The organism is Acinetobacter bouvetii (assembly GCF_902753875.1).
Taxonomy (GTDB): domain Bacteria; phylum Pseudomonadota; class Gammaproteobacteria; order Pseudomonadales; family Moraxellaceae; genus Acinetobacter; species Acinetobacter bouvetii_A.
Window position 1 is genome coordinate 17,042 of record NZ_CADDTS010000050.1, and the last position, 15,201, is coordinate 32,242.

At 40.8% G+C, this 15,201-nt stretch carries 11 protein-coding genes, 1 tRNA gene and 2 pseudogenes; 10 read left to right on the forward strand and 4 right to left on the reverse strand.

The window, feature by feature from the left end; translation table 11 throughout:
- Positions 1–63: 63 nt before the first annotated feature.
- The 4 genes from FB6_RS15960 to putP all read left to right on the forward strand — a co-directional run bounded on the left by FB6_RS15960 (position 64) and on the right by putP (position 4,116).
- Complete coding sequence (locus FB6_RS15960) at positions 64–981, forward strand: patatin-like phospholipase family protein (RefSeq protein ID WP_174560873.1); 918 nt, start codon at positions 64–66, stop codon at positions 979–981.
- Between the two features lie 97 nt (positions 982–1,078).
- Entirely contained in the window at positions 1,079–1,552 is a 474-nt protein-coding gene (locus FB6_RS15965) for an NfeD family protein (RefSeq protein ID WP_174560874.1), read from the forward strand.
- 13 nt (positions 1,553–1,565) lie between these two features.
- Positions 1,566–2,420 carry an SPFH domain-containing protein gene (locus tag FB6_RS15970; protein ID WP_174560875.1) on the forward strand — a complete coding sequence of 285 codons (855 nt, stop codon included), beginning with the start codon at positions 1,566–1,568 and terminating at the stop codon, positions 2,418–2,420.
- A 181-nt stretch (positions 2,421–2,601) separates the two neighbouring features.
- Positions 2,602–4,116, forward strand: a complete 1,515-nt coding sequence (gene putP, locus FB6_RS15975) for a sodium/proline symporter PutP (protein WP_174560876.1) — start codon at positions 2,602–2,604, stop codon at positions 4,114–4,116.
- 76 nt (positions 4,117–4,192) lie between these two features.
- Here the strand turns inward: putP and FB6_RS15980 are convergent, their stop codons facing one another.
- Both FB6_RS15980 and prpF read right to left on the reverse strand, forming a co-directional pair.
- The gene (locus FB6_RS15980) at positions 4,193–5,101 is read right to left on the reverse strand and encodes a polyprenyl synthetase family protein (protein ID WP_174560877.1); all 909 of its coding nucleotides are present in this window, start codon (positions 5,099–5,101) and stop codon (positions 4,193–4,195) included.
- 143 nt (positions 5,102–5,244) lie between these two features.
- Complete coding sequence (gene prpF / locus FB6_RS15985) at positions 5,245–6,435, reverse strand: 2-methylaconitate cis-trans isomerase PrpF (protein WP_174560878.1); 1,191 nt, start codon at positions 6,433–6,435, stop codon at positions 5,245–5,247.
- Between the two features lie 318 nt (positions 6,436–6,753).
- Between prpF and FB6_RS15990 the strand changes: the two genes are divergently transcribed.
- The 5 genes and pseudogenes from FB6_RS15990 to FB6_RS16010 all read left to right on the forward strand — a co-directional run bounded on the left by FB6_RS15990 (position 6,754) and on the right by FB6_RS16010 (position 13,394).
- Entirely contained in the window at positions 6,754–8,109 is a 1,356-nt protein-coding gene (locus FB6_RS15990; RefSeq protein ID WP_174560879.1) for an amino acid permease, read from the forward strand.
- Positions 8,110–8,198: 89 nt separating this feature from the next.
- Positions 8,199–8,271, forward strand: a tRNA-Arg gene (locus FB6_RS15995).
- 604 nt (positions 8,272–8,875) lie between these two features.
- On the forward strand, positions 8,876–10,111 hold the full coding sequence (locus FB6_RS16000) for an OmpP1/FadL family transporter (protein ID WP_174560880.1): 1,236 nt from the start codon (positions 8,876–8,878) through the stop codon (positions 10,109–10,111).
- A 325-nt stretch (positions 10,112–10,436) separates the two neighbouring features.
- On the forward strand, positions 10,437–11,633 hold the full coding sequence (locus tag FB6_RS16005) for an OmpP1/FadL family transporter (protein ID WP_174560881.1): 1,197 nt from the start codon (positions 10,437–10,439) through the stop codon (positions 11,631–11,633).
- A gap of 374 nt (positions 11,634–12,007) precedes the next feature.
- A pseudogene (locus tag FB6_RS16010) lies at positions 12,008–13,394 on the forward strand (outer membrane protein transport protein).
- Positions 13,395–13,516: 122 nt separating this feature from the next.
- Here FB6_RS16010 and thrH read toward each other — a convergent pair.
- The gene (gene thrH / locus FB6_RS16015) at positions 13,517–14,134 is read right to left on the reverse strand and encodes a bifunctional phosphoserine phosphatase/homoserine phosphotransferase ThrH (RefSeq protein WP_174560882.1); all 618 of its coding nucleotides are present in this window, start codon (positions 14,132–14,134) and stop codon (positions 13,517–13,519) included.
- A 198-nt stretch (positions 14,135–14,332) separates the two neighbouring features.
- On the opposite strand from thrH, the gene FB6_RS16020 reads away from it, so the two are divergent.
- Positions 14,333–15,067, forward strand: coding sequence for a phosphoadenylyl-sulfate reductase (locus FB6_RS16020; protein WP_174560883.1), 735 nt, complete (start codon positions 14,333–14,335; stop codon positions 15,065–15,067).
- A 21-nt stretch (positions 15,068–15,088) separates the two neighbouring features.
- Here FB6_RS16020 and FB6_RS16025 read toward each other — a convergent pair.
- Positions 15,089–15,201, reverse strand: a pseudogene (locus tag FB6_RS16025) (IS982 family transposase); the annotation flags it as partial.

Sequence of the window (15,201 nt, forward strand, 5' to 3'; positions counted from 1 at the left end):
AAAACAGCAATTATCTGCTGTCATGTGCGCAACTTTTCGTCTAATTAATATTCAATTTCCAATATGAAGCTTGTGCAATACTCTTTAGCCGGTCTGCTTGCATTCAGTCTGGCAGGCTGTGATAAAGCAACTAAAACTCCACCTCAAACCACACCTATAAAAGCCCGTGAGCCTGTGGTGGCGATTGCGTTGGGTGGTGGTGGAGCCAAAGGATTTGCTCATATTGGGGTGCTGAAAGTTTTAGAATCACACGGTATTAAACCTAAAATTGTCACCGGTACCAGTGCTGGAAGTTTTGTCGGCAGTATTTATGCCAGTGGCAAAACACCCTACCAATTGCAGCAAATTGCCCTGACTCTAAAAGAATCAGATATTCGAGACTTGACCCTGAACAGTCAAGGTGTGGTGCAAGGGCAAAAATTGCAGAATTATGTGAACAAGCACATTGCCAATAAACCGATTGAACAATTCCCGATTCGTTTTGCGGCTATTGCAACCCGTCTGGACACTGGTACGAAAACTGAATTTATCAAAGGCAATGCCGGACAGGCAGTACGCGCTTCATGCAGTATTCCCAACGTCTTTGTTCCCGCCACCATTGGTGGCAAACAATATGTCGATGGTGGTCTGGTCAGCCCGATTCCAGTCAAAACAGCAAAAGCCATGGGCGCAGACATTGTCATTGCCGTGGATATTTCGGCACGTCCAGCCGGTAATAAGCCCATGAACATGTGGGGCCTGCTGGATCAGACTATCAATATTATGGGCCAACAAAGTATTAATGAAGAACTGGGGCAGGCTAATGTGATTATTCAGCCTAAAGTAGGACATCTGGGTACTCTGGATTTAAAAGCCAGCAATGAATCTATACTCGAAGGTGAAAAAGCGACCCAGCTTAAAATCACTGCCATTGAAAAGGCGATCAGCGATTTTAAAAAGTCGCCTGCAGCCTTTAAACCAGCCGTAAAATCCAGAATTTAAAAATTATGCTTTTTTAATATTCAAAGACTTATTCATCTGCTAAATTGATATAGACGCTTAGTATCTCAATCAATTTTTACAATACACGAGTAGATGTATGGAATTTGCATTCGAACCTTGGCATTGGTTTGTACTCGGGGTTTTACTGATGCTTTCTGAATTGGTACTCCCCGCTTTTGCTGCACTCTGGTTTGGCATCGCAGCCATCATGGTGGGTGTTTTATTCTGGATGTTTCCAATGATGGGCTTTACTACACAGCTCATTACCTGGATTATCTTGTCCGTTCTTTGTACATTTCTTTGGTTTAAATTTATTAAACCACTTTCAATTGATAAGACCAAAGCCGGCTTATCCCGTGAAGCCACCATCGGTCAGGTCGGCATGGTCATTCAAACCCACATGCAACATGAACTGATCACCGTGCGTTTTCCGATGCCGGTTTTAGGTTCAGATGAATGGAACTGTCGTACTTTATCTCCGGTACAAGTCGGTGATCGGGTGCGCGTGGTCGATATTCTCGGCAATGATCTGGTGGTTAAGCCGCACCATCCAAATAACGAAAATATATAAGTGAGGAAATAACATGTCTGGTGGAACGATTATAGTTTTAGCGCTGCTGGTTTTTGCTGGCGTGACTATTTTTAAAGGGGTCCGTATTGTCCCGCAGGGTTATAAATGGATTGTGCAACGGTTGGGTAAATACCACACCACTCTGGGGCCAGGACTCAGTTTTGTGATTCCTTATATTGATGAAGTGGCTTATAAAGTCACCACCAAAGATATTGTGCTGGATATTCCTTCTCAAGAAGTGATTACCCGTGACAATGCAGTGTTACTGATGAATGCTGTGGCGTACATCAATATCACCACCCCGGAAAAAGCGGTTTACGGGATTGAAAACTATACTTGGGCCATTCAAAACCTGGTGCAAACTTCACTACGTTCTATTGTCGGTGAAATGGACCTGGATGATGCCCTGTCCTCACGTGATCACATTAAAGCCAAACTGAAAGCGGCCATTTCCGATGATATCTCGGATTGGGGTATTACCTTAAAAACCGTTGAAATTCAGGATATTCAACCTTCTGCAACCATGCAGGCGGCTATGGAAGCGCAAGCAGCTGCCGAGCGCCAACGCCGTGCCACCGTAACCAAGGCTGATGGTGAAAAGCAGGCTGCTATTTTAGAAGCCGATGGTCGCCTGGAAGCCTCACGTCGTGATGCAGAAGCGCAAGTGGTGTTGGCTGAGTCTTCACAACGTGCTATTGAAATGGTGAGTTCAGCTGTGGGGGATAAAGAAATTCCTGTGGCTTACCTGCTGGGCGAACAATATGTCAAAGCCATGCAAGATATGTCTAAGTCTAATAATGCCAAGACCGTGGTATTACCTGCGGATATTCTGAGCACCATTCGTGGGGTCATGGGCCGAAATAACTAAAATCCGATAATTTTTAAAATGATAGACAGCTTTCATGCTGTCTATTTTTTTGTTGTTGGAAAAAATTCAGCAATTTTTTTTAATCTATGGTTAAATTTCACGTTATTTTTTTGAAATTATTTGTGCTTCTTTTTATAAGCCTTTGTTTCTATCTACTGTCCACCGTGTAACTGGATACCGTATGAGCTCCCTGAATCCGACCCTGATTACCTTTCTGTTTTATATTGTCGCCATGATCGCGATTGGTCTGATGGCCTATCGCGCAACAGCCAATTTCTCTGATTACATTTTGGGGGGTCGACGTTTAGGTAGTTTCGTAACAGCGCTCTCTGCCGGTGCTTCAGATATGAGTGGCTGGTTGCTAATGGGACTTCCCGGCGCAATCTATCTTTCCGGTTTATCTGAAATGTGGATTGCCATTGGCCTGATTATTGGCGCGTGGCTAAACTGGCTGCTGGTTGCCGGCCGTTTACGTGTCCATACGGAAGTGCAGCACAATGCCCTCACCTTGCCCGATTATTTCGCCAACCGCTTTAATGACCAAAAGAAAATCCTGCGCATTGCTTCTGCTTGCATCATTTTGATTTTCTTTGCAATTTACTGTGCTTCAGGCATGGTGGCTGGTGCACGACTATTTGAAAGCATGTTTGACATGTCCTATAGCACCGCGCTTTGGATCAGTGCGATTGCGACGATTAGTTATGTCTTTATCGGTGGATTCCTTGCCGTGAGCTGGACCGATACCATTCAGGCAGGCTTAATGATTTTTGCCTTGCTTCTTACCCCAATCGTGACCATTTTGAGTTTCTCAGACCTGTCGCAAATGACCTTGGCACTTGAAGCGGCGCGTCCGCAAGCCATGAATGTTTTAGGTGATTTAAGCTTTGTCGCGATTATGTCCTTGCTGGCATGGGGCTTGGGCTACTTTGGTCAACCCCATATTCTTGTGCGTTTCATGGCAGCAGACTCGGTAAAATCGATTCCAAATGCACGTCGTATTGGCATGACCTGGATGATTTTATGTTTAGGTGGTGCAGTTGCTGCAGGTTTCTTTGGTATTGCTTATTTCCAACAACACCCTGAATTGGCTGGTGTTGTCACTGCAAACCCTGAAACAGTGTTTATGGAACTCACCAAAATCTTATTCAACCCGTGGGTTGCAGGTATTGTATTGGCAGCTATTCTTGCTGCAGTGATGAGTACGCTCAGTTGTCAGCTTTTGGTGTGCTCAAGCACCTTAACAGAAGATTTTTATAAATCCTTCTTGCGTAAAAATGCAACGCAAACCGAGCTGGTCTGGATTGGCCGTCTCATGGTATTACTGATCGCCCTGCTTGCGATCTGGATGGCTGGAAATCCAGATGCCAAAGTTCTTGGCTTAGTTGCCTACGCATGGGCGGGTTTTGGTGCAGCTTTTGGTCCACTAATTATCCTTTCTTTGTTCTGGCGTCGTATGACCTTAAATGGCGCTTTAGCAGGCATGATCGTAGGTGCTGTGATGGTGATTCTATGGAAAAATACATGGGGCACAACTGGATTTGGCGATCTGATTCCTGCAGGCATCTATGAAATTATTCCTGGTTTCATCTGCTCATGGATTGCGATTGTTGTGGTTAGCCTATTAGGTAAAGCACCATCAGCAGAAGTGACTGATCGTTTCGATGAGGGTGACCGTCTGTATAAAGAATCTAAATAATTTTTAGAGTCTAAACATATAAAAAAGAGGACAATATGTCCTCTTTTTAATGCTTTTGTTTTGTATTCAGATGATATTAACTTTTACGTGCTAATAAAAACTGTGAAATTTGATTCAATTCAGCTGCATTTTCGGTAAACATGTCCAAAGCATTAAGGGCTTGATCATGCAATGCTTTGGCATAAGCCTGAGCCTTTTCCAGCCCCATTAATGCAGGATAGGTCGATTTATCTACCTGTTCATCCTTGCCCGCAGTTTTTCCTAGAACTGCCGTATCAGAAATAATATCCAGAATATCATCCTGTACTTGGAAAGCTAAACCAATCGCTTGGGCAAACTCACGTAATTTTGGAATCGCGACATCTGTACCCTCAAAAATCGTCACAGCGGCCATCATTACCGCTGCAGAAATCAAGGCACCAGTTTTATTACGATGGATGTTTTCTAAAGCATCCTGATCGACATGCTTGCCTTCAGCCTGCAAATCCAGCACCTGACCACAGACCATTTTCGAGCTAGCAGTCGCGAGTATTTGCATCTGTTTTAACACAATCGCTGGCGCAACTGCCGGACCTTGATCAAACAGACGACTGCCCAGAATTTCAAAGGCCATCGACTGCAAAATATCCCCTGCCAGTAATGCTGTATCTTCACCAAAAGCCACATGACAGGTCGGTTGACCGCGACGCAGGGAATCATTATCCATACACGGTAAATCATCATGCGCCAGTGAATAACAGTGAATCATTTCAATGGCAACGGCAGCACGACGCACAGCGGCAAAATTTGCATTCGGTTTTAAAGCGGCAGTGGCATAACACAGCGCAGGACGAACCCGTTTTCCACCCAACATCACCGCATGATGCACTGCACCTTTTAAGGGTTCTGGAAGGGAAAATGCATCTAATGCCGTTAATAAATCTTGTTGAATACGCTGCTGTGCTTGGGTTAATACATTTGCTTGTACGTCGGTTAAAGATGACACATTCGCCTCGAATACTTTGCTTTAGTGAAGATCTGGAAAATTCAAAATGACATCCAGATCTAATATACAATGCTCTTGTCACCAGCGACAGAGAACTTGCGACTCATGATACTGCTTTCCCGCAAGATTCTCTATCTTGTTTGCTATTTCAAACTATCTTCCGGAATTCTGACCCAACCTTCCATCAGCACTCGTGCACTGCGGCTCATGACCGCCTTTTTGACCACCCATTGGCCGTTTTCCTGAACGGCTTGTGCACCAACGCGCAAAGTCCCTGAAGGATGACCAAAACGAACCGCTTCACGTACACCGCCACCAGCAGCCAAATTCACTAACGTTCCCGGAATGGCAGCAGCCGTGCCGATGGCAACCGCAGCCGTACCCATCATGGCATGGTGCAGTTTACCCATCGACAAGGCACGTACCAGTAAATCCACATCATCAGTTTGAATGTCTTTACCGCTGGATGAGGTATAGCTTTTTGGCTTGGACACAAAGGCAATTTTAGGCGTATGTTGACGCTTTTCCGCTTCAGCAATGTCCTCAATCAAACCCATATGTTTTGCGCCATAGGCCCGGATGGTTTCAAAACGAGCCAAGGCTTGGGCATCGCTATTAATGGCATCCTGTAATTCGGTGCCTGTATAGCCAATGTCTTCAGCATTGAGGAAAATGGTGGGGATCCCGGCATTAATGAAAGTCGCCTGAAAAGTCCCGATATTCGGCACTTCAAAAGTATCCACGACATTGCCTGTTGGGAACATCGCCCCGCCCTCTTCTCCATCATCGGCTGGGTCTAGAAATTCAATTGCAACTTCCGCAGCAGGAAAAGTGACTCCGTCCAGCTCGAAATCACCAGTTTCCTGCACTTGTCCATTCGTGATAGGTACATGGGCAATGATGGTTTTTTGAATATTGGCTTGCCAGATACGAACAGTACACACGTCATTTTCCGGAATGCGTTCTGCATCGACCAAACCATTGGAAATGGCAAAGGAGCCGACCGCAGCGGTCAAGTTACCGCAGTTCCCACTCCAGTCGACAAAGGGCTGATCAATCGCAACCTGTCCAAACAGATAATCAACATCATGATTCGGCTGCGTACTTTTGGCCAAAATTACTGTTTTACTGGTACTTGAACTTGCTCCACCCATGCCATCAATCTGCTTGCCGTAAGGATCTGGACTGCCGATCACACGTAACAACAATTGATCACGAACTTTTCCAGGTTGCTGTGCCGCTTCTGGCAGGTCATCCAGTTTAAAGAAAACCCCTTTACTGGTACCGCCGCGCATATAGGTTGCTGGAATTTTAATTTGTGGAGCAAAACTCATTTCCTTGGTCCTTCATTTATCATTGTTTTAAACAACATCTAAGCAATGTTGATCACTTTTATCATAAAGCTTTTTTTGCCAAAAACCTTATTCACAGGACTTAAGTATAAAAAAACATCGGCTCCATCAAATAGATCACATTCGTTAAAACTAGCAAGTCATTGTATAAATAAAATTAATTTATTGATTCAATTATTATTTGTAAAAAAACTTTACTTTTCAACCTTTCATGACTGTATTCACCTGATTTCGTTGTACTAGGCTAATACCGACCAATCTATTACAATCTCCAACTTATCCATTGTCGGGCTGAGTACTTTGAACAACGAGTCTTCTACACTTCAGCGTGGCTTAAAGAACCGTCATATCCAACTCATCGCCATGGGCGGAGCAATTGGTACAGGCTTATTCTTAGGTTCCGCACAGGTGATTCAATCTGCAGGTCCTTCCATCATTCTGGGTTATGCCATTGGTGGTCTGATTGCTTTTTTAATCATGCGTCAACTGGGTGAAATGATTGTACATGAGCCTGTAGCAGGCTCATTTAGTCATTTTGCCTTTAAATATTGGGGAAAATTCCCTGGCTTCCTCGCAGGGTGGAATTACTGGATTTTATATATTTTAGTGGCCATGACCGAGCTCACTGCAGTCGCAAAATATATTAACTACTGGTGGCCTTTTATTCCTGCCTGGGCATCGGTGCTGTTCTTTTTCGTTGTCATTACCTTGGTCAATCTGGGCAATGTGAAATTTTATGGTGAATCAGAATTCTGGCTTTCCATCATTAAAGTGACTGCTGTAGTTTCCATGATCGTGTTCGGTTTGTATCTGTTATTTACCGCAGATGCAGGTTCAACATCGTCATTTAGTAACCTTTGGACTCATGGCGGATTCTTCCCGAATGGTTTTGAAGGCTTATTCTACATGCTGGCCTTCCTCATGTTCGCTTTTGGAGGGATTGAACTGATTGGTATGGCTGCAGCGGAAGCAAAAGATCCTGAAAAAACCATTCCTAAAGCCATTAATCAGGTCGTGTTCCGTATTTTACTGTTCTATATTGGTTCACTGGCGATTCTTTTATCTTTAGTGCCTTGGAACCAGCTTGAACTGGGTGGTCTGGATAAAAGCCCATTTGTGATGATTTTCAGTCAACTGGGGATTGGCTGGGCAGCACATTTATTGAATTTTATTATCTTGACTGCTGCACTGTCTGTATACAACAGTGGTATGTATGCCAATAGCCGTATGCTTTATGGTTTGGCTCAACAAGGCAATGCGCCAAAAGTCTTTAATAAAGTGAATAAGCAAGGTGTACCAATTCCTGCTGTTTTATTCTCTGCATTGCTCATTTTTGGCTGCGTACTCTTGAACTACTTTGTTCCAGAAGATGCCTTAAGTCACTTGATGTATGTGGTCGTGGGTGCTTTGGTACTGAACTGGGCCATGATCAGTTTGACTCATTTGAAATTTAAAGCTGCAATGAAGAAAGAAGCGATTAAAACTTCCTTCCCTGCACTTTGGGCACCGTTTAGTAACTACTTGGTGTTGGCCTTTATTGTGACCGTGCTTTACATCATGTGGACTCAAGGTTTTAAAGAATCAGTAATCATTCTTCCAATCTGGATTGCGATTATGTTTGTTCTATTTAAAATTCTTAAACCGAGCAAAGACTAATCAGTTAAATTGATTTTGGCTTTAAAAAAGTTATTGTTTCGGCAATAACTTTTTTTTTACCAGCATTTGCGCTAAATTAGCTGCGCATTGTGCCCTTAGCTTAACTGGATAGAGCAGTTGCCTCCTAAGTGACCGACGCGGGTTCGACTCCCGCAGGGCGCACAATCCTCAAGCTCAGCACATTTCAACAGATGTCATCTCTAAAATTTAAACACGCGCTAAAAAAGTACGATCAATGCTTTCGCTATTGATGCTTTGAAAAAATTCTCAAACTTGAATATTCGATAAATACGCATAACACTCATACAAAATCTGGTAACAGATAAAATGAAGTTATATCGATATATAGGTTTGGATATCCAAATTTTAAAATTCAACCTTCCCTGCCTTTTCTGCTTTCCATACATAAAATCGATATAAAATGTGACATAGATAACACTATAACACTCTACTTTTCATGTTATGTGATTATTTTTTAAACAAATAAAAAAAATAATTAAATTAAAAAAAACATATATTTTTTTTATATTATTCAAAAACTTAACCAAAATATCGCACTTAAATTTAGATTAAAAACTCTATTATGTTGTTTTTTTGAACGCCTTAGTTTTTTGTAGAGCATTTACTCTTTTTTTTATTGTGTTATTTTTGTCACATGGAGTAACAAATGATATTCGGTTGAAAGGCCGAAGTTACCAAAATGAATACTGAGCATAAATAACAAATCTGCAGTAAAAAAAATTTGTACCTCAAGGAAAGACACACAATGAAATTAAAAACACTTAGCACAGCAATGATTCTTGCAACAGTTCCAATGACAGGTGCATTTGCAGCTGCTTTGGATCGTTCAGGTCAGTCTATTTCAGCATTCTTACAACCTGGTAACTATTTTGAAGCAGGTATTTCAGTTTTAGACCCTAGCGTGTCAGGTAAAATTAAAGGAACTAACATCAGTGTTGGCGAAATGGCTGATGATTATCAGTTCTACAATACCGCGCTTAAATTACAACTTACACCAAACTTTTCATTTGGTTTGATCTACGATCAACCTTTTGGTGCAGCAGTAACTTACCCTACTGGTCAAGGTGCTCCACTATTCTGGGATCCAACTGGTACAACAAAAGCAGAAGTGGAAACTCAGAACCTTTCTTTGATTCTAGGTTTCCAACCAACTGAAAACTGGAATATTTATGGTGGTGGTGTTTATCAAACTGTTAAAGGTAATGTAGAGTTACACGGTGCTGCTTACAGTGGTAGCTTATTGGCTCCGACTGCTAACTTCTCTGGTTACAAAGAGAACATTGGTGAAGACAGTGCTGCTGGATGGTTAGCTGGGGTTGCATATCAGATTCCTGAAATTGCATTAAAAGCATCTTTAACTTATCGTTCAGAAATCGAACATAGCGTTGTTGTGCAAGAATCTTCTACAAGCTCGACAGCTGGTATAGCAGGATTAATTAATTTAAATAACGGTAAAGGCTCAACAGATATCACAACACCACAATCTGTTAACCTAGATTTCCAAACAGGTATCATGGCAGATACTGTTGCATTTGCTAACATTCGTTGGGTTGAATGGTCTAAATTTGCAATTCGTCCTTATGCATTTGGTAAAGCTTCTGTTGCTGCGGGTGCTAGCCCTACAATTAATAAACCTAATGGCTTTGATTTACTTGCTTATACAGATGACCAAATTTCAGCGACTGTAGGTGTAGGCCGTAAGCTTAGCGAAAAATGGGCAGGCACTGTAGCTGTTGGTTATGACACAGGTGCAGGTAACCCAGTATCTACCCTTGGCCCAACTGAAGGCTACTGGAATGTCGGTTTAGGTTTACAATTTAGCCCAGCTCCTAATTACTTTATTGCTGGCGGTGTGAAATACTTCATGCTAGGTGATGCTAAAGCCCAATCTGGTGCTCAATTCAACACACCTGCTTATGTAGCAGACTTTAATGATAATGATGCTTGGGCCTATGGTCTTAAAATCGGTTATAAATTCTAATCGACTTTAATAATAAAAAGACCATTGTTCGCAATGGTCTTTTTACTTCTGATAGCTGCAAGCTAATTACATTTATTTCGTATGTTCTAAATTTAATCAAAAAGAATGACCTTTATTTCCCACTTTTTCTAAGCTTATTACTCTATTTTTTTACTTATAAATCATTAATATACAAAGGTATTGTTAGTACTTTTACTCTATTCAAGACCATTTTTTGAATTATATAGTTCATTTTACAGACGAAGCTGAGCATTTACTCTTTTTATTTTTATGTTACTTTTCCTTCAAATGTATTTACATAAAGCTACAACAAGGGAATGTTTCCATGAAGTTTACAGCTCTACGTTCAGCTATTTTACTTAGCTTAATCCCATCAACCTCTGTATTTGCTGCGGGTCTAGACCGTTCAGGCCAATCAATCTCTGCTTTTCTACAACCAGGTAACTATGCAGAAGCAGGTATTTCTGTATTAGATCCAACTGTAAAAGGTAAAGATAATAACGGTCATCTAGTGGGTGACATGGGTGATGACTATTACTTCCCTTCTGCAGCTGTAAAAGTTCAAGCGACCGATCAAATTTCTTTAGGCCTTTTATACGATCAACCTTATGGTGCAGATGCCACTTATGAGGTTGATGGTTCTGATTTTTCTGCAGGTAAAGAAGGTACAAAAGTTAAAGTCCGTACTAATAATTTAACCGCCCTTATCGGCTATCAACCTACAGAAAACTGGAATTTTTATGCAGGTCCAGTATGGCAAACTGTAGAAGCGAATATTTCTTTACGAGGTAATGCATACGCAAAATCACAAGCAGGAACATTAAGCGGCTATGATATTAAAATAGATCAACAAGATGCTTACGGCTGGGCTGCAGGTTTTGCTTATCAAATTCCTGAAATTGCATTAAAGGCAGCAGTAACCTACCGTTCTGAAATTAAACATAAAGCCGATACCAAAGAAACTTTCTTCAATGGTAAATATACAGGTAGCCAATTGGCTAGCTCGTTGTTATCAAAATCCATTCCGAATACACCGTATAACACTGATGCCATTACTCCACAGTCTGTAAATATTGACTTGCAAACTGGTATCGCTGCTAATACTTTAGCTTTTGCTAACTTACGCTGGGTACATTGGGATAACTTCGTTGTTACACCTAAATATTTAGCAGCAATTACTGGGGCTTTAGGTAGCAAGCAAAATCTAATCGATTATACAGATGACCAATATTCTGCGACTGTGGGTCTATCTCATAAATTTAATAGTAAATGGGCGGGTACTGCTGCAGTAGGTTATGACTCTGGCGCAGGCAACCCTGTAACTACTTTAGGTCCAGTTGAAGGAAACTGGAGTGTTGGTCTAGGTGGACAATACAGTCCTGCAGAAAACTACTTTATTCAAGCTGGGGTTAAATACTTCTGGCTAGGCGATGCTCAAGCTCAAACTGGCGGTAAAGTCAAAGCTGAATTTTATGACAACCACGCTTTAGGTTATGGTCTTAAAATCGGTTATCGCTTCTAAAAAAAGCACATAAAAAGGCTCTTCATAGAGCCTTTTTTATTTTACAATATTTGATATTTCACTTTAATATTAAAATAGTTAAATTTATTTGAATAAAAAAACATCCAATTGAATTATTTTTCGCACCAATATTGGTCATTATTTTTTTTAACTTATATTTCAATATATTAGATGAATATAAAGCAAATTTACGTCACATACTTAACTATTTCCAATATCTTTTTTTTACCAATGATTAAATTTAGAGTCTTTACTCTTTTTTTATTTATGCTATTTTTCACACATGGTTATGAGAAAAAATAAATTACATATCCATTCTTTTCATTAACACATTGATACGTGTTTTTACATTTTAATTAGAAGAGTCAAGGAATATGATTTCTAAAATTAAAGCATTAAGTAGTGCGATTATATTTGCCAGCGCCCCAACAACTTCTGTTTTTGCAGCTGCTTTAGATCGTTCTGGCCAATCTGTTTCAGCATTTTTACAACCTGGAAACTATTTTGAAGCTTGCATATCAGTATTAGATGCTGACGTTTCAGGTAAAATTGCAAATGACTGGAAAGTAACAGGTCATAAAAAGAATAATAGTTTGTAAGGTTCCAATTTAGGAGATATGGCTGAAAGCTATCAATTCTATAATGCTGCTTTAAAGACACAACTAAATGAACATTTTTCATTTGGCTTGATTTACGATCAACCATATGGGGCAAAAGCAAAATATTCAGGGGGCAGATGCCAGACATACCAGTTCAGATGCAGTTGCCCTCAAAACGCATAATGCAGGAGCATTTACCGTTGGCGATGAAGCTACTGAAGTAAGTGTAGATACTCAAACTTTATCTTTGATCTTTGGTTTTCAACCAAATGAAAACTGGAATATCTATGCTGGTCCGGTGTATCAAACTGTTGAAGGCAATGTACAACTTCGTGGTACTGCCTATGGACCATATGGCGGTTTCTTGTGTACAAGCATCGGGACTACAGACAGATGTAATAAAGCCGACAGCAGCTTAGGAAAAGATCACAATTATAAAGGCTATAAGGCTCAGATTAAGGAGGATTCTTCTGTAGGCTGGTTAGCCGGTTTAGCTTCCCAAATTCCTGAAATTGCTCTAAAAGCATCGCTAACTTACCGTTCTGAAATTGATCATAAAACCAATATCAATGAAGAGTTACCCGTCACTGTTTCAGCGACTGCCAGCGCATTTCCAATTACAGCTGCATTTTATGAAACAAATAGAAGCAGTAAAGTGACGACTCCACAATCCGTTAATTTAGATCTTCAATCCGGTATCATGGAAAATACCATTGCATTTGCACAATTACGCTGGGTTGACTGGTCTAGTTTTGAGATTCGCCCACACCAGTTTAATCAACTTTCTAAAGTTTTGTATGCCTCGAAAAATGTGCCATCAAATTTTGCTTTGGTCGCTTATGATAAGGATCAAATCTCTGCAAACTTGGGTGTAGCCCGTAAATTTAATGAGCAATGGGCAGGTACACTCATGGTCGGTTGGGACTCAGGTGCAGGCAATCCTGTTTCAACACTTGGCCCTACGGATGGTTACTGGTCAGCAGGTTTGGACGGGCAATTTAGTCCAACACCACAAACTTTCATTCAAGCCGGTGTTAAATACTTCTGGTTAGGAGATGCCAAATCTCAAGTTGCTTCTGATTTTGGTACAGATAAATACATTGCCAATTTTAATGACAACCATGCAATTGGTTATAGCTTAAAAATGGGTTACCGCTTCTAATTTTTCTAATTTGCTTACAAGTTAGGATTAAACAAGAAAGGGCGCCATTGGCGCCCTTCTCTTATGCAAGTTTGCTGACAATTTATAAATAACTGTCAAAAAAACCCAATATAAATTAAATATTAAGCAGGAATATTACGTACTGATGCATTACGAATGGCTTCTTTTAATGCTTCATAACCATGAATAGGCGGGAACTGAGGAAATTCAGCGATTACGTTTTCTGGTGCATCAAATAAGAAACCGTGGTCTGCTTCTCCAAGCATTGTCGTATCATTATAAGAATCCCCAGCTGCAATCACACGGAAATTCAAACCATGTAAGGCTTTGACTGCTTGACGCTTTTGATCTGGTTGGCGCAATTTATAATCCGTGATCATGCCATTTTCATCCGTTTCCAACTTGTGGCAAAAAATAGTCGGCCAATCAAGCTGCTTCATTAAAGGATGAGCAAATTCGTAGAAAGTATCGGAAAGAATAATCAATTGGAAATGCGTGCTGACCCATTTCACGAATTCTTTTGCCCCAGGGAAAGGCCCCATATCTGCAATCACTTCCTGAATATCATTGAGGCCCAAGCCATGCTCTTTTAAAATATTCAGGCGCTGCGTCATTAACACATCGTAGTCTGGAATATCACGTGTGGTAGCTTCCAATGCTTTAATTCCAGTTTTCTTGGCAAAGTTAATCCAAATTTCTGGAACTAACACACCTTCAAGATCAAGACATACGATTTCCATGGGTTCTCCCAATGTCGGTGAAAAATTTTGCGTTATCATAGCTTAAAAATTGATATTTCAGGTGTTGTTTTTTAAATCTATTTTTTTCATAAGTATTTATTTTTTAGTGATAAGCATACTATTTCAATTCTATTAAAATCGATGTGAATTAAATTAATATAGGTTTTTAAGTGTCCAAGCCTATAGCCAGGAACTGTCATGACCACCATCCCTACCATTGACCTTGTCGATGCACTTGCATCTGAATATGCTGATAAATCTCCAAGCGAGATTCTGGAACTTGCTTTAAGTCAGGAAGGTGAAATTGCCATTTCATTTTCAGGTGCTGAAGATGTAGTTTTAATTGATATGGCCTCGCATCTAGGTAAACCTTTTCGTGTCTTTAGTTTAGATACTGGCCGTTTACATGCGGAAACTTATCAATTTATCGACCAAGTACGTAAGCACTATAATATCGAGATCGAAATTTGCTTCCCAGAAGTAGAAGCAATGCAAAAACTGGTCACCGAAAAAGGTTTCTTTAGCTTTTATCAAGATGGCCATAAAGAATGTTGTGGTATTCGTAAAGTTCAGCCCTTACGTAAAAAACTGGCCACTTTGGATGGCTGGATCACCGGTCAACGTAAAGATCAAAGCCCGGGTACCCGTAATGAAATTCCTGTGGTGCAAGCCGATGAAGGTTTTTCTGGTCCTGGCAAGCAATTGATCAAATATAACCCTCTCGCCAACTGGTCGAGTAGCGACGTTTGGAATTATATTCGCATGATGGAAATCCCATATAATCCATTACATGAACGTGGTTTTATTTCGATTGGTTGTGAGCCCTGCACCCGCCCTGTACTTCCAAATCAACATGAACGTGAAGGTCGCTGGTGGTGGGAAGAAGCCACCCACAAAGAATGCGGATTGCATGCAGGAAATTTAAAAAAATAATTTATTTAACCCGAATCCTGCTTAAGCTAATGATTTCATAATTTGAATTGTTGGCTTATTTCGATGGGTTAATTGGTATGCACATAAAGAAGCATAAATTCCACTTAGAAATCCATGAATACTACGAGCTTTAC